The 17575-nt window shown below is 74.4% G+C and carries 17 protein-coding genes and 3 tRNA genes; 8 read left to right on the forward strand and 12 right to left on the reverse strand.

The genetic code is table 11. The annotated features are described in order from the left end of the window. Positions 1-39 precede the first annotated feature (39 nt). Positions 40-1236: a D-alanine--D-alanine ligase family protein gene (locus EDD32_RS00305; RefSeq protein ID WP_123913608.1), complete on the reverse strand. Its 1197-nt coding sequence runs from the start codon at positions 1234-1236 to the stop codon at positions 40-42. Between the two features lie 49 nt (positions 1237-1285). On the opposite strand from EDD32_RS00305, the gene EDD32_RS00310 reads away from it, so the two are divergent. The 3 genes from EDD32_RS00310 (at position 1286) to EDD32_RS00320 (ending at position 4128) form a co-directional block, all read left to right on the forward strand. Continuing rightward, a complete protein-coding gene (locus EDD32_RS00310) occupies positions 1286-2452 on the forward strand; it encodes a trans-sulfuration enzyme family protein (protein WP_246005901.1) in 1167 nt (388 codons plus the stop codon). 498 nt (positions 2453-2950) lie between these two features. Continuing rightward, a complete protein-coding gene (locus EDD32_RS00315; RefSeq protein WP_123913610.1) occupies positions 2951-3307 on the forward strand; it encodes a hypothetical protein in 357 nt (118 codons plus the stop codon). Positions 3308-3453: 146 nt separating this feature from the next. Continuing rightward, positions 3454-4128 (forward strand): AMIN-like domain-containing (lipo)protein, encoded by a 675-nt coding sequence (locus EDD32_RS00320; RefSeq protein ID WP_123913612.1) that lies wholly within the window; start codon positions 3454-3456, stop codon positions 4126-4128. 85 nt (positions 4129-4213) lie between these two features. Here the strand turns inward: EDD32_RS00320 and EDD32_RS00325 are convergent, their stop codons facing one another. The 6 genes from EDD32_RS00325 to leuC form a co-directional block, all read right to left on the reverse strand. Continuing rightward, complete coding sequence (locus EDD32_RS00325) at positions 4214-4420, reverse strand: dodecin (RefSeq protein WP_123913614.1); 207 nt, start codon at positions 4418-4420, stop codon at positions 4214-4216. Then, a complete protein-coding gene (locus tag EDD32_RS00330) occupies positions 4392-5297 on the reverse strand; it encodes a lysophospholipid acyltransferase family protein (RefSeq protein WP_246005902.1) in 906 nt (301 codons plus the stop codon). Before EDD32_RS00330 ends, EDD32_RS00325 begins: the two co-directional genes overlap by 29 nt. A gap of 66 nt (positions 5298-5363) precedes the next feature. Beyond that, positions 5364-5882 (reverse strand): mycothiol transferase, encoded by a 519-nt coding sequence (locus EDD32_RS00335; RefSeq protein ID WP_123913616.1) that lies wholly within the window; start codon positions 5880-5882, stop codon positions 5364-5366. A gap of 112 nt (positions 5883-5994) precedes the next feature. Beyond that, a complete protein-coding gene (gene murA, locus EDD32_RS00340) occupies positions 5995-7314 on the reverse strand; it encodes a UDP-N-acetylglucosamine 1-carboxyvinyltransferase (RefSeq protein ID WP_123913618.1) in 1320 nt (439 codons plus the stop codon). A gap of 212 nt (positions 7315-7526) precedes the next feature. Next, positions 7527-8207, reverse strand: a complete 681-nt coding sequence (gene leuD, locus EDD32_RS00345) for a 3-isopropylmalate dehydratase small subunit (protein WP_123913620.1) — start codon at positions 8205-8207, stop codon at positions 7527-7529. Between the two features lie 13 nt (positions 8208-8220). Beyond that, a complete protein-coding gene (gene leuC / locus EDD32_RS00350) occupies positions 8221-9651 on the reverse strand; it encodes a 3-isopropylmalate dehydratase large subunit (protein WP_123913622.1) in 1431 nt (476 codons plus the stop codon). Positions 9652-9751: 100 nt separating this feature from the next. On the opposite strand from leuC, the gene EDD32_RS00355 reads away from it, so the two are divergent. Continuing rightward, positions 9752-10474, forward strand: coding sequence for an IclR family transcriptional regulator (locus tag EDD32_RS00355; protein WP_123913624.1), 723 nt, complete (start codon positions 9752-9754; stop codon positions 10472-10474). 61 nt (positions 10475-10535) lie between these two features. Here the strand turns inward: EDD32_RS00355 and EDD32_RS00360 are convergent. The 3 genes from EDD32_RS00360 to EDD32_RS00370 form a co-directional block, all read right to left on the reverse strand. Beyond that, positions 10536-10608 (reverse strand) — tRNA-Glu (locus EDD32_RS00360). 156 nt (positions 10609-10764) lie between these two features. Next, positions 10765-10837, reverse strand: a tRNA-Glu gene (locus EDD32_RS00365). A gap of 50 nt (positions 10838-10887) precedes the next feature. Then, positions 10888-10959 (reverse strand) — tRNA-Gln (locus tag EDD32_RS00370). A 158-nt stretch (positions 10960-11117) separates the two neighbouring features. On the opposite strand from EDD32_RS00370, the gene EDD32_RS00375 reads away from it, so the two are divergent. Next, complete coding sequence (locus EDD32_RS00375) at positions 11118-11726, forward strand: DinB family protein (RefSeq protein ID WP_123913626.1); 609 nt, start codon at positions 11118-11120, stop codon at positions 11724-11726. A 13-nt stretch (positions 11727-11739) separates the two neighbouring features. On the opposite strand, the gene gltX is transcribed toward EDD32_RS00375, so the two are convergent. Both gltX and EDD32_RS00385 read right to left on the reverse strand, forming a co-directional pair. Beyond that, positions 11740-13254, reverse strand: coding sequence for a glutamate--tRNA ligase (gene gltX, locus EDD32_RS00380; protein WP_123913628.1), 1515 nt, complete (start codon positions 13252-13254; stop codon positions 11740-11742). Positions 13255-13326: 72 nt separating this feature from the next. Continuing rightward, positions 13327-14100, reverse strand: coding sequence for a fumarylacetoacetate hydrolase family protein (locus tag EDD32_RS00385; protein WP_123913630.1), 774 nt, complete (start codon positions 14098-14100; stop codon positions 13327-13329). A gap of 96 nt (positions 14101-14196) precedes the next feature. On the opposite strand from EDD32_RS00385, the gene EDD32_RS00390 reads away from it, so the two are divergent. Genes EDD32_RS00390 through EDD32_RS00400 form a run of 3 tightly spaced genes read left to right on the forward strand, consistent with a single transcriptional unit; the run spans position 14197 to position 17560 of the window. Beyond that, positions 14197-15147, forward strand: coding sequence for a 3-methyladenine DNA glycosylase (locus EDD32_RS00390; protein WP_123913632.1), 951 nt, complete (start codon positions 14197-14199; stop codon positions 15145-15147). 56 nt (positions 15148-15203) lie between these two features. After that, entirely contained in the window at positions 15204-16406 is a 1203-nt protein-coding gene (locus EDD32_RS00395; RefSeq protein WP_123919990.1) for an APC family permease, read from the forward strand. Then, positions 16403-17560, forward strand: coding sequence for a heparan-alpha-glucosaminide N-acetyltransferase domain-containing protein (locus EDD32_RS00400; RefSeq protein ID WP_123913634.1), 1158 nt, complete (start codon positions 16403-16405; stop codon positions 17558-17560). The genes EDD32_RS00395 and EDD32_RS00400 overlap by 4 nt, the downstream gene beginning before the upstream one ends. Positions 17561-17575: the final 15 nt, after the last annotated feature.

Consider the following 17575-nt stretch of genomic DNA (forward strand, 5'->3'; position numbering starts at 1 on the left):
CCCAGCCCCGCGCGCCGGCGCCGGTTCGCCGGCCGCCCGCTACCGCAGGCCCGCCGGCCGCTCCAGCGCCAGCGAGATGAGCTCGTCGATGAGCTCGGTGTAGCTCAGCCCGGACTTCTCCCACAGCAACGGGTACATGGAGAACGGTGTGAACCCGGGCATGGTGTTGAGCTCGTTGATGACGACGTCGCCGCCGTCGGTGTAGAAGAAGTCCGCGCGTGCGAGGCCCTCACACCCCAGCGCCTCGAAGGCCGCCGCGGCGAGCTCGCGGACCCGGTCGGCCACCTCGCGCGGCAGGTCTGCCGGGGCCGACATGGTCAGGGCGGCGGTGTCGAGGTACTTCGTCTCGTAGTCGTAGAAGCCGGCGGCCGGCTGGTCGAGGACGATCTCGCCCGGCACCGAGGTGCGCGGCGCGTCGTCGCCGTGGCCCTGGAGGACGGCGCACTCGATCTCGCGGCCGACGATCCCGGCCTCGACGATCACCTTCGGGTCGTGCCGCTGGGCCTCCTCGACGGCGGCCGCGACGTCCTCGGCCCGCTCGACCCTCGTGATGCCCAGGGACGACCCGGCCCGGGCGGGCTTGACGAACACCGGCAGCCCGAGAGAGGCGACGGCGTCGAGCGCCGCGGCCGGGTCGGTGCGCCAGGCCCGGGGGGTGATGACGGTGTAGGGCCCCACCGGGAGCCCGTGGCCGGCGAGCACGACCTTCATGTAGTGCTTGTCCATGCCGACGGCGGAGGCGAGGACGCCCGAGCCGACGTAGCGGGTCCCGGCCATCTCGAGCAGGCCCTGGAGGGTGCCGTCCTCGCCGTAGGGGCCGTGCAGGAGGGGCAGGACGACGTCGACGGCGGCCAGCTCGTCGGGCACCCGGCCGGGCTCGGCGACGACGAGGGGACCCGGTCGTTCGCCCAGCGGGACGAGCAGTCGCCCGTCGGCCGGCTGGATCTCGGCACGACCGCCCTCGAGGCGGGCGGGGTCGTCGGCGGTGAGCACCCACTCCCCGGCCCGGGTGATCCCGATCGGGACGACCTCGTAGCGGTCCCGGTCGATCGCGCGCAGCACGCCCGCGGCCGTGGCGCAGCTGACCGGGTGCTCGCCGCTGCGGCCGCCGAACAGGACGGCCACGCGGGTCCGGCGGGCACCGTCGGCGGGCGCGCCGTCACGGGCGGGGGCCGCGGCGTCGTCGCGGCGGGGTGCGACGGCCTCGCCGTCGGGGGTTCTCGCGTCGTTGGACATCGGTTGGAGGGTACCCGCAGCGGGCCCCCGGGCCGCATAGCCTGGCCCGGTGAGCACCGAGAACCTGCCCGAACGCCTCTCCCCCGCGACCGTCGCCGTCGCCGCGGGCCGGCCCGACCGTGTCAAGGGTGGCCCGGTCAACCCGGCCGTCGTGCTGAGCAGCACCTACGTCTCCACCCGCGAGCCGGGCGGGGAGCTGCTGTACGCGCGCTACGACACCGAGACCTGGCACCCCCTGGAGGAGACGATCGGGGCGCTGGAGGGCTCGGCCCTGCCGGCGCTGGTCTTCTCCTCCGGCATGGCCGCGATCGACGCCGCCCTCCGCCTCGCCGCCCCGGGGACGGCGGTCGTCGCGCCGCGTCACGCCTATCTCGCCACCCTGACGGCGGCCCGCGAGCAGGCGCAGCGGGAGGGCTCCGAGGTCCGGCTCGTCGACATCGCCGACACCGACGCCGTCGTCGCGGCCCTGCGTCCGGCCGACGGTGCCGCCGCGAGCGTGCTGTGGATCGAGTCACCGACCAACCCCATGCTCGAGGTGGCCGACGTGCCCGCGCTCGCCGCCGCCGCGCGCGAGGCGGGGGCCCTCACCGTCGTCGACAACACCTTCGCCACCCCGCTGGGCCAGCGGCCGCTGGGCCAGGGCGCCGACGTCGTCGTCCACTCGGTGACGAAGTTCCTCGCCGGGCACTCCGACGTGCTGCTCGGTGCCGCCGTCACCGACGACGCGGGGCTGCGCCGGCGCCTCCACGCCCGCCGGACGACCGGCGGCGCGATCGCGGGTCCGTGGGAGTCGTGGCTGGCGCTGCGCGGCCTGCGGACCCTGGCCCTGCGGGTCGAGCGGTCGCAGGCCAGTGCGCTCGAGCTCGCGCGGCGGCTGGAGCGGCACCCCCTCGTGGCCGGGGTCAGCCACCCGGGTCTGCCCAGCCATCCGCAGCACGAGCGGGCGACCGCGCTGATGAACGGGTACGGCTCGATCCTCACGCTGCGGCCGGTCGGCGGGGCCGCGGCCGCCGACGCGCTCACGGAGGCGGTGCGGCTCTGGGTGCCGGCCACGAGCCTGGGTGGGGTCGAGTCGAGCCTCGAGCGCCGCCGTCGCCTGGCGGCCGAGGCACCGACGGTGCCGGAGGACCTGCTGCGGCTCAGCGTGGGGATCGAGGACGTCGAGGACCTCTGGGCGGATCTCGACCGCGCGCTGCGGCTGGCTCAGCAGGGCTGATGCGGTCGCCCGCAGCGCGGCGGTCCCCTAGCGTGGGGGCAGCGGCTCCAGCGACGGAGCGCCGACGAGGCGACGACGAGGCGGGGTGGGTCCCGGCTGAGGGGGCACGGGTGGCGGACGGGAGCAGACGGGCGGTGGCCGCCCTCGCGACGACGGCCGTCCTGCTGGCGGCGTGCACGGCGACCACCCCCGGTACCTCGAGCCCCGGCGCGAGCAGCGGGCGGACCGCCGAGCCGGCCCCGACCACCGCCCCGTCACCCACTCCGACCGGGGCAGAGCGCCCCACCGACGGCGGCACGGCGTCCCCGTCCCGCCCGCCCCGACGCGGACGTCCTGCCGGCCGACTACCCCTGGGAGCCGCGGGCGGACCCCCCGCCCCTGGCGGACGTCGACGTCGCGGGCGAGCCGTGGCTCGGTGGCCTGTCCTCCCTCGACCCCGACGACGGCCTCGAGGTCCCCGCGGACGGTCCCGGGCCCTACGCCCTCACCGGTGTCGAGATGTACGAGCAGGGCGAGAGCCAGAGCCGCGTGGTCGTGAGCTACGACGGCGACGGGCTCGCCGGTCTGCTCACCAGCGTCGTCGGGCCCACGGAGCTGCCGCCGGGCGTCGAGGTCCCCGACGGCGTCGACACGGCGTTCGTCCGCATCCCCGGCGCCACGGACCCCCTCGGCGGGGACCTGGTCGCCGGTCGGCGCGTGGACGCACCGCCCCTGCGGTACGTCGGCGGGGTCAGCGTCGGCACGCCGGACGAGAACGGCACCACCCTCTACGTCGGGCTCCCCGAGGGCACCACGGTCTGGTACGTCGTCGACCACCCCGGCACGCTCGTCATCGTGGCGACCAACCCGGCCTGAGGTCCCACCGGCGCCGCTGCGCAGCTCGCCCCGGACGGTCGCCGGGTCACGATTCGGCCTCGGCCGGTGCTTCGCCGTCCCCCGTGCGGGTGGCGCCTCCTACCGTGGACGCCAGGGCGGCACGCGCCCGGAGCTGGGAGGCCACCATGAAGCGTTCGACCATTACCGCGACCACAGGCACGGCCCTGCTGCTGGTCCTGACGGCGTGCGGCGGCGGACCGTCCGAGCCGGCCGCCCCGCCGGCGACGAGCGCCGACGGGACGGGCAGCCCCACGACGGCCGCCCCGTCCCCCACCGCGACCGCGACCGCGACCGCGACCGCCGGCGGCACGGCCGAACCCGCCGAGGAGACCGACGAGCCGGGCGAGGACGTCGTCTACTCGACCGACGCCCAGAACGATCCCGAGTGGCCCTCGGGCGGCGGTGACCTGCTGCCCGTGGCCGTGCGCGCGGGCGCCCACGAGGGGTTCGAGCGCGTCGTCCTCGACTTCGAGGGGACCGGGACGCCCGGCTGGCGGGTGGAGTACGTCGACGTCGCGATCGAGGACCCGCGCGGGACCGAGATCGACATCGACGGCGACGCGACGCTGCAGGTCGTCGCCACGGGGGTGCGGATCCCGGAGGAGGACGAGCTCGACCGGGTGCTGCCCTCCGGCGAGGTCGACGTCGAGGAGACGGACGCGGTCGAGGAGGTCTACGTCACCGGGATCTTCGAGGGGCAGAACCAGGCCTTCATCGGTCTGGACTCCGAGAGGCCGTTCCGGGTCTTCACGCTGACCGATCCGAGCCGGCTGGTCGTCGACATCCAGACCGAGGACTGACCGGCGCGGACCGCTCCGGCCACGGCGGTCGCTGCCCGGGTGCGCGGCCGGCCCGGCCTGGGGCCGGCCGACCGCGCCCGGTCGGTCAGTCCAGCCGGAAGCCGATCTTGATCGTCACCTGGAAGTGCTTGATGACGCCCTCCTCGAGATGACCGCGGACGTTGACGACCTCGAACCAGTCGAGGCCGTGGAGCGTCTCCGAGGCCTTGGCGAGGGCGTTCCGGATGGCGTGGTCGACCCCGTCGGGGGACGTCCCGACGATCTCACTGACCTTGTACGTGTGGTCGGACATGTGCGGTCCCTTCATCGTCTGCGGTGACGCGGTCAGTCTTCACCCGCGACCGCCCGGCGGCAACGGCAGGAGCGAGCGGGGCGCGACCGAGCACCCGCTGCCGCAGCGCCTGCCGTCGCGCGCGGCGCGCTCGGCGGGCGGCGCGGCGGGCGGCGCGGGCGGCGTCGAACGACGCACGCGGGTCGCCGTCGAGACGCATGTCGTAGGGCCGGGCCGGCGGTGCCTCGCCGCGGATCTCGGCCAGCTGGTCGGTCACGGCCGCCATGATCCGCGCGCTCGCCACCCGGATGGCGTCGCCGTCGTCGGCCGACAGCTCGGACAGGTCCACGGGCGGCGCCGCGACGACCATCACCTCCTTGGGCGGGAACGGCCTGAACGACGCCGAGTACCGCGGCACCACCCGGTGGGCGCCCCACTGCGCGATCGGGACGACGGGTGCCCCCGTGCGCAGGGCCAGGCGCGCCGCCCCTGTCCTGCCCACCATCGGCCACAGGTGCGGATCGCGGGTGTGCGTGCCCTCGGGGAAGATGACCACGCACTCCCCGGCCGCGAGCGCCCCCTCGGCCGCCGTCAGCGAGTGCCCCGCCTGCGCGGTTCCGCGCTCGACCGGGATCTGGCCGAGCGCACGGATCACCCGGCCGAGGAGGGGGATCTCGAAGAGCGAGTCCTTCGCGAGGAACCGCGGCGGGGCACCGTGGTCGTAGAGGAAGTGGGCGAGCGTGAGGGGGTCGAAGTTGGACACGTGGTTCGAGACCGCGATGAACCCCGTGGTGGGGAGGTGCTCACCCCCTCGCCAGCTCCGGCGGGTGCTGGCACGCATGACGGGGAGGATCAGGGCTGCCGCCAGCCGGTAGCCGCGGGACGCTGAACGAGCCACGTGGCGATGCTATGGCCGTCCGCACCCCCGCCGTGGCGGTTCGGACGCCGCCGGCCACCCGTGGTATCAGCGGCTCTCGCGCGCCCTGAGCACCAGGCCCTTGACGTAGGAGGCCTGCCCGAGGTGCTGGAGGTCGTCGGCGACGACGCTCACGAGCCGCACCCCCAGGGTCACCGGCGGCTGCCAGCTCTCGTCGACCACGCGGTCGAGGTCCTCCTCGGCGAGGGTGGCCAGGTACTCGCAGGTGCGACGGTGGACGTCGCGGAGGTAGCCGGTGAGGTCGTCGGCGCCGGCCCGGACCTTGGCGACGTCGTCCCTCGAGTGCCCGTACCCCGTCGAGAGGGCGGGCAGGTCGAGCGCGAAGCGGTCGACCCAGCCGTCGCTCACCCAGGACTGCTCGGTGCCCGCCACGGCCGACACCTGGGAGTCCTGGCCCCGGGCGAGGTGCCACACCAGCCAGGCGATCGAGTTGGCGTCGGCGTCCGGCCGGCGGAGGAGCTCCTCGGCGGTCAGGCCGTCGAGGACGCGCTCGACCTCGTCCGGCACCCGGGAGTAGGCCTCGATCAGCAGCTCGGCGGTGTTCATGACTCCAGTCTGGCGCCGTTGCGGCGCCGCGCCACCGATGTGGCGAGGTACGTGCCGGAGCGGCCGGCCGGCGGACCACGCCGCTGACCGGCCACCGGGGCCAGGTGCCGGCTCAGGCGGCGACGAGAGCGCGCGCGCCGAGGGCCTCGAGCTTGACCTGGAAGTTCTCGTACCCGCGGTTGATGATGTCGATCCCGCTGACCCGGGAGGTCCCCTGGGCGGTGAGCGCGGCGATGAGGTGGGAGAAGCCGCCACGCAGGTCCGGCACCATGATGTCGGCCGCGCGCAGCGGCGTGGGTCCGGAGACGACGGCGGAGTGGTTGAAGTTGCGCTGGCCGAAGCGGCACTGCAGCCCGCCGAGGCACTCGCGGTAGATCTGGATCTTCGCGCCCATGCCGCGCAGCGCCTCGGTGAAGCCGAACCGGTTCTCGTACACCGTCTCGTGCACGATCGACAGCCCGGTCGCCTGGGTCAGGGCGACCACCAGCGGCTGCTGCCAGTCGGTCATGAAGCCCGGGTGGACGTCGGTCTCCAGGACGATCGAGCTGAGCTCACCGCCGGGGTGCCAGAACCGGATGCCGTCCTCGCGGACGTCGAAGGCCCCGCCGACCTTCCGGAACGTGTTGAGGAAGGTCATCATCTCCGGCTGGGTGGCCCCGCGCACGAAGATGTCGCCCTGGGTGGCCAGCGCGGCCGACGCCCACGAGCCGGCCTCGATGCGGTCGGCGAGCGAGGTGTGGCTGAAGCCCCCGAGGCGCGCCACCCCCTCGATCCGGACGGTCCGGTCGGTGTCGACCGAGATGATCGCCCCCATCTTCTGCAGGACGGCGATGAGGTCCATGATCTCCGGCTCGATCGCCGCGTTGCGCAGCTCCGTCAGGCCGGCCGCCCGCACGGCGGTGAGGAGGGTCTGCTCGGTGGCCCCGACGCTCGGGTACGGCAGCTCGATCCGCGCGCCGTGCAGGCCCCGCGGCGCCGAGAGGTGGATGCCCTGGGTCCGCTTGTCGACCACGGCCCCGAACTGCCGCAGGATCTCCAGGTGGTAGTCGATCGGCCGGTCGCCGATCCGGCAGCCACCCAGGTCGGGGATGAACGCCTCCCCGAGCCGGTGCAGGAGCGGGCCGCAGAAGAGGATCGGGATGCGGCTGGACCCGGCGTGGGCGTCGATGTCGGCGACGTGCGCGGACTCCACGTTGCTGGGGTCGAGGTGGATGACCCCGGACTCCCGCTCGTGGTCGACGGTGACGCCGTGCAGGCGCAGCAGGTCGGACACGACGTCGACGTCCCGGATGAGCGGGACGTTGCGCAGCACGGACGGTTCCTCACCGAGGAGGGAGGCGACCATCGCCTTGGAGACGAAGTTCTTGGCACCGCGGACGGTGATCTCACCGTTCAGGGGCGTGCCGCCCTCGATCGTCAGGAGCCCGCTCATACTCACCTCACCCGGCCCCGGCCGGGCCGGGGCACTGTCTCTGCCCCCGCCCGGGTGGCCAGGGATGCCTCAGGATACGTCGGCCACCGCCGGGCCGGGCACCCTGAAGCCGTGTCGCCTCGACCACAGACGGATCGACCGCCCCCGGGCCGGGGGGCGCCTGGCCGCGCCCGGTCCCCGGACACGTGGCGGCCGGCGCCCCGGCGGCGGACTCAGCCGAGCGGTGCGTCCGAGTGGGCGGGCAGGTGGGAGCTGTCGGTGACAGGACGCGCCGCCATGATGTGCGCGGGCGGCAGGTGCCGGGCCGGCAGCGTCCTGGGCCGCCACGACGCACGCTCACGCTCGTAGGCGGTGATGTCCGGCTCGTTGTGCAGCGTCAGACCGATGTCGTCCAGCCCCTCGATGAGCCGCCAGCGGGTGTAGTCGTCGATCTGGAACGTGCACTGCACGTCGCCGGCGACGACGGTCCGTGCCTCCAGGTCCACGGTGACCTCGGTGCCCGGCTCGTTCTCGAGGACCTTCCAGAGCATCTCGGCGTCCTCCTGGGAGATGACGCCGGCCACGAGCCCCTGCTTGCCCGAGTTCCCGCGGAAGATGTCCGCGAACCGCGGCGCGAGGACCACCTTGAAGCCGTAGTCCTTGAGCGCCCACACCGCGTGCTCGCGGGAGGAGCCGGTGCCGAAGTCGGGACCGGCCACGAGCACCGACCCGTTCGCGTACGCCGGTTTGTTGAGGACGAAGCCGGGGTCGCCGCGCCACGCCGCGAAGAGCGCGTCCTCGAAGCCGGTGCGCGTGACGCGCTTGAGGTAGACGGCCGGGATGATCTGGTCGGTGTCGACGTTGCTGCGGCGCAGCGGCACGCCGACGCCGGTGTGCTGGGTGAACTTGTCCATGGTGGCTCTCTCCTCAGGCGCCGACGGCGGTGGTCTGGGCCGGCTCGAGGTCGACCGGGGCGGACAGGGTGCCGCGGACGGCGGTGGCGGCCGCGACGAGCGGGGACACCAGGTGGGTGCGGCCCCCCTTGCCCTGCCGGCCCTCGAAGTTGCGGTTCGACGTCGAGGCCGCCCGCTCCCCGGGCTTGAGCTGGTCGGGGTTCATCCCCAGGCACATGGAGCAGCCGGCGTTGCGCCACTCGGCGCCGAAGTCGAGGAACACCTGGTCCAGGCCCTCGGACTCGGCCTGCAGGCGCACGCGGGCGGAACCGGGGACGACGAGGACGCGCACGTCGTCCGCCTTCCGGCGTCCCTTGAGCACCTCGGCGACGGCGCGCAGGTCCTCGATCCGCCCGTTCGTGCACGAGCCGATGAAGACGGTGTCGACGTGGATGTCGCGCAGCGGCGTCCCGGGGGCGAGGTCCATGTACTCCAGGGCCCGCTCGGCAGCCTTGCGCTCGGACTCCTCGACGATGTCGACCGGGTCCGGCACGCTCGCCGACAGCGGCAGGCCCTGCCCGGGGTTCGTGCCCCAGGTGACGAACGGCTCGAGGTCGGCGGCGTCCAGGTCGACCTCGGTGTCGAAGACGGCGTCGTCGTCGGACCGCAGGGTGCGCCAGTACTCCACGGCGGCGTCCCAGTCGGCGCCCTCGGGGGCGTGCGGACGGCCCTTGATGTACTCGAAGGTGGTCTCGTCGGGGGCGATCATCCCGGCGCGCGCACCCGCCTCGATGGACATGTTGCAGATCGTCATCCGCGCCTCCATCGAGAGGTTGCGGATCGCCTCCCCCCGGTACTCCAGGACGTAGCCCTGCCCGCCGCCGGTCCCGATCTTGGCGATGATGGCCAGGATGATGTCCTTGGCGGTGGTGCCCTCACGCAGGCGGCCATTGACGTTGATCGCCATGGTGCGGAAGGGCGCGAGCGGCAGCGTCTGGGTGGCGAGCACGTGCTCGACCTCCGACGTGCCGATACCGAAGGCCAGGGCGCCGAAGGCGCCGTGGGTGGAGGTGTGGGAGTCGCCGCACACGACCGTCAGGCCCGGCATCGTCAGCCCGAGCTGCGGGCCGACGACGTGGACGATGCCCTGGTCGGCGTCGCCGAGGGAGTGCAGGCGGATCCCGAACTCCTCCGCGTTGTGGCGCAGCGTCTCGATCTGCGTCCGGCTGGTCGCGTCCGCGATCGGACGGTCGATGTCCAGCGTCGGGGTGTTGTGGTCCTCGGTGGCGATGGTGAGGTCGGGGCGGCGGACCGGGCGGCCGGCGAGACGCAGGCCCTCGAACGCCTGCGGGCTCGTCACCTCGTGCACGAGGTGCAGGTCGATGTAGAGCAGGTCGGGCGCTCCGTCGGTTCCCTTGCGCACCACGTGCGCGTCCCAGACCTTCTCGGCCAGCGTTCCGCTCATCGTGACTTTCTCCTCCTCGACGGCCGGGCTCTTGGCCTGCCCGGCGGGGCACTTCGTCGGACACTTGCAATCTCAGTGGCTGAGATGCCAGTATCGGTCCATGGACAACTCTAGCGGAGTCGGCGTTCTTGACAAGGCCGCCACGGTTCTCGGTGCGCTGGAGGCGGGGCCCGCCACCCTCGCCCAGCTCGTCAGCGCCACGCACCTCGCGCGGCCGACGGCGCACCGGCTCGCGGTCGCCCTCGAGCACCACCGTCTCGTCGCCCGCGACATGCAGGGCCGGTTCGTCCTCGGCCCCCGCCTGGCCGAGCTCGCCTCCGCCGCGGGCGAGGACCGGCTCCTGGCCGCGGCCACGCCGGTCCTCACGGCGCTGCGCGACCACACCAACGAGTCCGCCCAGCTCTACCGGCGGCAGGGCGACCAGCGCATCTGCGTCGCCGCCGCCGAGCGGCCCATGGGGCTGCGCGACTCCATCCCCGTCGGCGCCACCCTGAGCATGCTGGCGGGTTCCGCGGCGCAGGTCCTCCTCGCGTGGGAGGAGCCCGACCGTCTGCACCGCGGGCTGCACGGCGCGAACTTCACCGCGACGATGCTCTCGGCCGTGCGCCGGCGCGGCTGGTCGCAGTCGGTGGCCGAGCGCGAGCCCGGCGTCGCGTCGGTCTCCGCGCCGGTGCGCGGACCGTCCGGCCGGGTGCTGGCCGCCGTCTCCATCTCGGGCCCGATCGAGCGGATGGGCCGTCAGCCCGGCCGGCTCCACGCCGCGGCCGTCGTCGCCGCCGCGAACCGCCTCACCGAGGTCCTCAAGCGGACCGAGGAGGGCTGAGCGACACCGGCCGGGTACGACGAGAGGCTCCCACCGCGTGGTGGGAGCCTCTCGCTCGTCGTAGCCCCGACCGGATTCGAACCGGCGCCGCCGCCTTGAGAGGGCGGTGTCCTAGGCCGCTAGACGACGGGGCCATGGCTTCCCTGAGCCTGGACGAGCATACCCGAGCCGTCCGGGCGAGGTCGCGCCCGGCGGCTATGACGCCCGTCACGCCCGCCGGCGGGCCCGGGACGGGCGACCCGGAGACGGCGAGAGGCCCTCACCGCGTGGTGAGGACCTCTCGCTCGTTGTAGCCCCGACCGGATTCGAACCGGCGCCGCCGCCTTGAGAGGGCGGTGTCCTAGGCCGCTAGACGACGGGGCCCTGACGTGTTGTTCCTGGCTGGACCCTCGCACGTGCCGAAGGTCGGACCGCTGGGGTACCAGGACTCGAACCTAGACTAACTGGACCAGAACCAGTCGTGCTGCCAATTACACCATACCCCATGGGGGTACGACCGCCGCCGTGCCGCTCGGGCCGGTGGAGGTCGTGCCGTCGCAGAACACTACCCGAGCGACGTCGCGCCGACCAAACCCGGTACGGCGACTATGACCGACCTCACGCCCCCGCCGCACGGGCGCCCGGGCGCCGCTACCGTGTCGCCATGGAAGCCGACGACGTCCGGCACGCAGCGCAGTGGCTCGCCGCCGAGCTCCGCGCCCGTCCCGCGGACGACTACGACTACGACGCCCACGCGCACGGCCTGGGGTGGACCTGCTGGGCCACCGCCGAGCACGTCCTCGACGACCTCCTCGCCTACGCGCTCCAGCTCGCCGGGCGCGCCCGCGGGGACTACCTGCCCGTGGACGCCGCCGACGGCGGTGAGACGGTGGTGAGGTCGCGGCGCTCGGCCGGGACGGTCGGGCTCGCGGCGAACCTCGAGGCGATGGCCGAGCTGCTGGCCGCCCAGGTGCAGGTCGGCGACGCCACCGACCGGGCCTACCACCCGTGGGGGGAGTCGGACCCCGGCGGCTTCGCCGCGATGGGGGTGTGCGAGATCGTCGTCCACGGCTGGGACGTCCTCACCGCCCTCGACGACGAGGTCGCCGACCTTCCCGAGGACCTGTGCGCCGGTGTCCTGGCACGCCTCTTCCCCGGCTCGCCCCACGACCTCGGCAGCGCGCAGGAGGTGCTGCTGTGGCAGACCGGACGCCGCGACATCGCCGGGCTGGGCCGGCTCGAGAGCTGGCGCTGGGACGCCACCGTCCGCTGACGGCCGGGCGCGGTCAGGCGGCGAGGTGCTCGCGCAGGCGCCGCAGACGGACGAGCGTGGCGTCCTTGCCGAGGATCTCCATCGACTCGAACAGCGGCGGTGAGACCCGCCGTCCGGTCACCGCCGTGCGCAGCGGCGCGAACGCGAAGCGGGGCTTGATGCCCATGCCCTCGACGATGGCCTCGCGCAGAACGGCCTCCACCCGCTCCGTGGTGAACTCGGTGATCGGCTCCAGCGCGGCGAGCGAGGCATCGAGGACGTCCCCGGCCTCGGGGCGCAGGGCCCCGACGGCGTCGGGGTCGAGGACGAGGTCGCCGTCCCCGACGAAGAGGAACCCGAGCATCCCGGAGGCCTCGCCCAGGAGCGTCATCCGCTCCTGGACCAGCGGTGAGGCGGCGGCGAGCAGCCCCTGCTCGCGCTCGGTGAGGCCGTCGAGCGTGGCCGCCGAGACGAGGCCCTGCGCGTGCAGGTACGGCACGAGCCGCGCCCGGAAGTCCGCCGCGTCGAGCATCCGCAGGTGGGTGGCGTTGATGGCCTCGGCCTTCTTGAGGTCGAAGCGCGCGGGGTTGGGGTTGACGTCGGCGACGTCGAACGCCGCGACCATCTCCTCCTTGGAGAAGATGTCGTTGTCCGGGGAGATGCCCCAGCCGAGCAGCGCGAGGTAGTTGAGCAGGCCCTCGGGGGTGAAGCCGCGGTCGCGGTGGAGGAAGAGGTTCGACTCGGGGTCGCGCTTGGACAGCTTCTTGTTCCCCTCGCCCATGACGTACGGCAGGTGCCCGAAGACCGGCATGACGCTCGCGATGCCGAGGTCGAGCAGGGCGCGGTAGAGCACCACCTGGCGGGGGGTGGAGGAGAGCAGGTCCTCGCCCCGCAGCACGTGCGTGATGCCCATGAGGGCGTCGTCGACGGGGTTGGTGAGGGTGTACAGCGGGAACCCGTTGGCGCGCACGACGACGAAGTCCGGGATCGACCCGGCCTTGAAGGTGACCTCCCCGCGGACGACGTCGGTGAAGCTGACGTCGGCGTCGGGCATGCGCACGCGCAGGACCGGCTCGCGGCCCTGCGCGCGGTAGGCGGCCCTCTGCTCCTCGGTGAGGTCGCGGTCGAACCCGTCGTAGCCGAGCTTGGGGTCGCGGCCGGCGGCCCGGTGGCGCGCCTCGATCTCCTCCGGCGTGGAGTACGACTCGTAGGCGTACCCCGCCTCGAGGAGCCGGGCGGCGACGTCGCGGTAGACGTCCATCCGCTCGGACTGCCGGTAGGGACCGAACGGTCCGCCCACCTCGACGCCCTCGTCCCAGTCCAGGCCGAGCCAGCGCAGGGCGTCCAGGATCTGGTGGTAGCTCTCCTCCGTGTCCCGCTCGGGGTCGGTGTCCTCGATGCGGAAGACGAACGTGCCGCCGACGTGCCGCGCGTGGGCCCAGTTGAACAGGGCGGTGCGGATGAGCCCGACGTGCGGGGTGCCGGTGGGCGAGGGGCAGAAACGGACGCGGACGGCGGAGCCGGTGGCCGCTGCGGTGTTCTCGGTCATGATGGGCCCAGCCTAGTGGCGCCCCGGTCCCGCGGGTCCCGGGGCGGCGTCAGTCCCGCCGGGCCACCGGCCTCAGTCCCGCCGGACCACCGGGTTGCTGAACGAGCCGATGCCCTCGACCTCGACCTCGACACGCTGGCCCACCTCGATCGGTCCCACGCCCGCCGGCGTGCCGGTGAGGATGACGTCGCCCGGGAGGAGCGTGAAGATCGAGGAGACGTACTCGATGAGCTCGGGGACCTTGTGCACGAGGTCGGAGGTGCGCCCGTCCTGGCGCACCACCCCGTCGACGCGCGCCCGTACCGCCAGGTCGGAGACGTCGAGGTCGACGGCGAGGTAGGGGCCGAGCGGGCAGGACGTGTCGAAGCCCTTCGCCCGGGTCCACTGCGCGTCGGTGGCCTGGACGTCGCGAGCCGTGACGTCGTTCGCCACGGTGTAGCCGAAGATGACGTCCTGGACCTTGGCCGCCGGCACGTACTTGCACAGCCGTGAGATCACGACGGCCAGCTCGGCCTCGTGGTGGACCTCCCTCGACCACGGGGGCAGCACGATGGGGTCGTCCGGCCCGATGACCGAGGTGTTCGGCTTGAGGAAGACGAGCGGCTCGGCGGGCACCTCGTGACCCATCTCGGCGGCGTGGTCGGCGTAGTTGCGGCCGATACCGATGACCTTCGAGCGCGGGATGACCGGCGAGAGGAGCCTGACGGTGTCCAGCGCCACCCGCTCCCCCGTCGTCTCCAGTCCCGCGAAGATGGGGTCGGACCGCAGGACGACGAGCTCGTCGCTGTCCTCGTCGAGGATGCCGTAGCGGGGGTCCTCACCCGTGGTGAACCGTGCGATGCGCATGGTCACCACCGTAGTGCCGCCCGGGCCGGTGGGGTCGGGGGGTCGGTGGGTCGGCCGACTCCGGGTGGTGTGCGCCGTCTCGCCTACGCTTGCGGGGTGTCCGCCGACCGCACCCTCCCGGCGCCGCTGTGGCGGGCGGCCGCCGCGGCGCACGCCGCACGCGCGGACGCCCTCACCGCGGCCCGTCGGGAACGCGCCGGCCGTGGGCTGAGCGACCCGGTGGAGGACTTCCTCTTCGAGTACTACCCGCTCCGGCCGGCCCGGCTGCGGCGGTGGCACCCGGGCGCGGGGACGGCGCTGGCCCCGGACGCCCCCGGTGGCGACCCCGCCGCCCCCGACGACCTCGACGCCCGGTCGCGGTGGCGCTGGCACCATCGGCGAGCGGACGGCTCGGTCACCCTCGACGTCGGCGCCCTCATGGCCGACCGGGACGACGGCGTCCGCTGGATCCACGACCTCCTCACCCGCACCGCCGCTCGCACGCCGCAGCTCGGGTGCCTGGGGCTGCACGAGTGGGCGATGGTCTACCGCCAGGAGCGGCACCGGCACCCGTTGTCGCTGCGGCTCGGCCAGTCGGCCACCGACGCGGTGGTCGAGGGGCACCCGCTGCGGTGCACCCACTTCGACGCCTTCCGCTTCTTCACGGGACCGGCCCGCCCGTTGAACCGAGACCAGCCCGAGCGCGCCACCCAGCCCGCGCTCGAGCAGCCGGGCTGTCTCCACGCGAGCATGGACCTGCTCAAGCACGCCATGAAGCTGGGACCGGCCTGCCCCGGCGACCTCCTCCTGGACACCTTCGAGCTCGCGCGCGACGTCCGGGTGCTCGACATGCGCGCCTCGCCCTACGACGTCGCGGCGCTGGGGCACGACCCGGTCGCCATCGAGATGGCAGCGGGCCGGGCGGAGTACGTCCGGCTCCAGCGCGGCTTCGCCGAGCGGGCCGCACCCCTGCGGGACCGGCTCCTCGAGGTCACCGGCCGCCTCGTCGCGGCACCGGCCGACGTCGGGGCCCGGACCGGCGCGCCCGCCCAGGCCACCGGGACGTGAGCGGGCTCGCCCGCCGTCTCGGCCCGGCGGATGCGGTCGTCATCGGCCTGAGCTCGATGATCGGCGCCGGCGTCTTCGCGGTGTTCGCCCCGGCGGCGGCAGCAGCCGGCAGCTGGCTGCTCCTCGGCCTGGCGCTCGCGGCCCTCGTCGCCACGGCGAACGCGACCTCCACCGCGCAGCTGGCCGCGACCTACCCCACCTCCGGCGGGACGTACGTCTACGGCCGCGAACAGCTCGGACCGTGGTGGGGGTTCGTCGCGGGCTGGTCCTTCGTGATCGGGAAGACCGCGTCCGCGGCCGCGATGGCGACGACGTTCGCCGCCTACACCGTCCCGGCGGCCTGGCAGCGCCCCGTCGCCGCGGCCGCCGTCGTCGCCCTCACGGCGCTCGGGCTGCGCGGCATCACCCGGACGGCGGCCCTCGCCCGCGTGCTCCTCGTCGTCGTGCTGCTCGCCCTGGCGGTGACGCTCGTCGCGGCACACCTGGGCGCCGGAGCCACCGCGGGGACCGGCGCACCGACGGTCGCCGCGGACCGCCCGGTCGGCCCGATCGGGGTCCTGCAGTCCGCCGGCCTGATCTTCTTCGCCTTCGCCGGCTACGCCCGCATCGCCACCCTCGGCGAGGAGGTCCGGGACCCCGGGCGGACCATCCCCCGGGCGATCGTCACCACGCTGGCAGCGGCGGCGGCCCTCTACACCGCCGTCGCGCTCACCCTGCTCGCCGTGCTCGGCCCCGGCCCGCTCGCCGCCTCGCGGGCGCCGCTGGCCGACGCGGTCGCGGCCGGGTCGTGGGACGCCGCGCTCCCGGTCGTCGGGGTCGGCGCCGCCGCGGCGAGCCTCGGGGCGCTCCTCGCGCTCCTCCCCGGGATCGCCCGTACGACCCTGGCGATGGCCCGGGAGGGCGACCTGCCCCGCGGGCTCGCGGTCGTCGACCCCCGGCAGGTCCCCCGGCGCGCCGAGCTGACGGTCGCGGCCGTCGTCGTCGGCGCGGTCCTCGTCGCCGACCTGCGCGGGCTCATCGGCTTCAGCTCCGCCGGGGTGCTGCTGTACTACGCCGTCGCGAACCTCGCCGCCCTCACCCAGGGGAGCGACCGGCGCCGGTACCCGCGTGCGATGCAGGTCCTCGGGCTGACCGGCTGCCTCGTGCTCGTCGCGACCCTCCCCCCGGCGTCCGTCCTCGTGGGTGTGGGCGTCGTGGCGGTCGGCGTCGCGGTCCGTCTGCTCCGGGGGCGCCGGGCTGGACCTAGGCTCGGTCCATGACCCAGCCGCCGGAGCGCCAGGTGCGGACGGCCGAGCAGGTGACGCCGTCGCCGCCCACGTCCGCGCCCGACGCCCGGTCACGCCTCACCGGCGTGGACGTCGCCCGCGGTGTGGCGATCCTGGGGATGTTCGTCGCGCACCTCGGCGACGACGGTCCCGGCGGCCGGCACGACCCGGAGTGGTTCGTCGTCGCCGACGGCCGCTCGGCCGCCCTGTTCGCCCTCCTCGCGGGCGTCTCGCTGGCGCTGGCCAACGGCCGGCGCGTCCCCCCCACCGGCCTCGCGCTCACCCGGGCCCGCGTGGCCACCTTCGTCCGGGCGGCGGTGCTGCTCGTCATCGGGGTGGTCCTGGTCGCGCTCGGCACACCGGTGCTGGTCATCCTGCCCGCGTACGCGGTGATGTTCGCCCTCGCGACGCCGTTCCTCGGGCTGCGCCGTCGGTGGCTGCTGCTCGGGGCGGGGACCGCGGCGGTGGTCTCCCCGACGCTCATCTTCGCCGCCACGACACCGGCGCCGGACGGACGGCCCTCCGTCCTCGCCCGGTTCCTCGGCGCGGCCGACCCGGTCGAGCTGCCGATGGACGAGCTCGTCACCGGTCCCTACCCGGCGCTGGTGTACCTCGCCTACGTGCTCCTCGGGCTGGCGCTGGGCCGCAGCGACCTCACCCGGGCACGCACCCAGGCCGCGCTGGTGGGCGCGGGCGCGGCCCTGGCGACGCTGGGGTGGGGCACCTCACGCCTCGCCCAGGACGCCCTCGGCGCCGACGCCTCGCCCCTGGCCCGGCGCCTGGTCAGCGCCGCGGCGCACGACGACTCCACCCTCGAGGTGGTGGGCAACTGGGGCAGCTCGCTCGCCGTCGTCGGGCTGCTGCTCCTCCTGACCCGGCCCACGACCTCCGCGGGCCGCGTGACCGCCGCGGTGCTCTCGCCGGTCGCGGCGGCCGGGGCGATGTCGCTGAGCGTGTACTCCGTCCACATCGTCGCGATCGCGATCCTCGGCAACGACGTGGTGTGGAACCCCGTGTCGAACGGGGTGCTCGTGACCTTCGTCGTCGTGGCTCTCGCGGGTGCGTGGCTGTGGCGCCGGCTCATCGGCCGGGGCCCGCTCGAGCGTCTCGTGCGCGGCGCCGTCCACGCGGTCGTCCCCCGCACCTGAGGCGGGCGGCGCGGC

This window comes from Georgenia muralis (assembly GCF_003814705.1).
GTDB classification, from domain to species: domain Bacteria; phylum Actinomycetota; class Actinomycetes; order Actinomycetales; family Actinomycetaceae; genus Georgenia; species Georgenia muralis.

What these genes read in the sequence shown, in the direction of transcription:
- EDD32_RS00305 (WP_123913608.1), bottom strand. Translation starts at nt 1,236, where the DNA reads ATGTCCAACGACGCGAGAACCCCCGACGGCGAGGCCGTCGCACCCCGC.
- EDD32_RS00315 (WP_123913610.1), top strand. Translation starts at nt 2,951, where the DNA reads ATGTACGAGCAGGGCGAGAGCCAGAGCCGCGTGGTCGTGAGCTACGAC.
- EDD32_RS00320 (WP_123913612.1), top strand. Translation starts at nt 3,454, where the DNA reads ATGAAGCGTTCGACCATTACCGCGACCACAGGCACGGCCCTGCTGCTG.
- EDD32_RS00325 (WP_123913614.1), bottom strand. Translation starts at nt 4,420, where the DNA reads ATGTCCGACCACACGTACAAGGTCAGTGAGATCGTCGGGACGTCCCCC.
- EDD32_RS00335 (WP_123913616.1), bottom strand. Translation starts at nt 5,882, where the DNA reads ATGAACACCGCCGAGCTGCTGATCGAGGCCTACTCCCGGGTGCCGGAC.
- murA (WP_123913618.1), bottom strand. Translation starts at nt 7,314, where the DNA reads ATGAGCGGGCTCCTGACGATCGAGGGCGGCACGCCCCTGAACGGTGAG.
- leuD (WP_123913620.1), bottom strand. Translation starts at nt 8,207, where the DNA reads ATGGACAAGTTCACCCAGCACACCGGCGTCGGCGTGCCGCTGCGCCGC.
- leuC (WP_123913622.1), bottom strand. Translation starts at nt 9,651, where the DNA reads ATGAGCGGAACGCTGGCCGAGAAGGTCTGGGACGCGCACGTGGTGCGC.
- EDD32_RS00355 (WP_123913624.1), top strand. Translation starts at nt 9,752, where the DNA reads ATGGACAACTCTAGCGGAGTCGGCGTTCTTGACAAGGCCGCCACGGTT.
- EDD32_RS00375 (WP_123913626.1), top strand. Translation starts at nt 11,118, where the DNA reads ATGGAAGCCGACGACGTCCGGCACGCAGCGCAGTGGCTCGCCGCCGAG.
- gltX (WP_123913628.1), bottom strand. Translation starts at nt 13,254, where the DNA reads ATGACCGAGAACACCGCAGCGGCCACCGGCTCCGCCGTCCGCGTCCGT.
- EDD32_RS00385 (WP_123913630.1), bottom strand. Translation starts at nt 14,100, where the DNA reads ATGCGCATCGCACGGTTCACCACGGGTGAGGACCCCCGCTACGGCATC.
- EDD32_RS00395 (WP_123919990.1), top strand. Translation starts at nt 15,204, where the DNA reads ATGATCGGCGCCGGCGTCTTCGCGGTGTTCGCCCCGGCGGCGGCAGCA.
- EDD32_RS00400 (WP_123913634.1), top strand. Translation starts at nt 16,403, where the DNA reads ATGACCCAGCCGCCGGAGCGCCAGGTGCGGACGGCCGAGCAGGTGACG.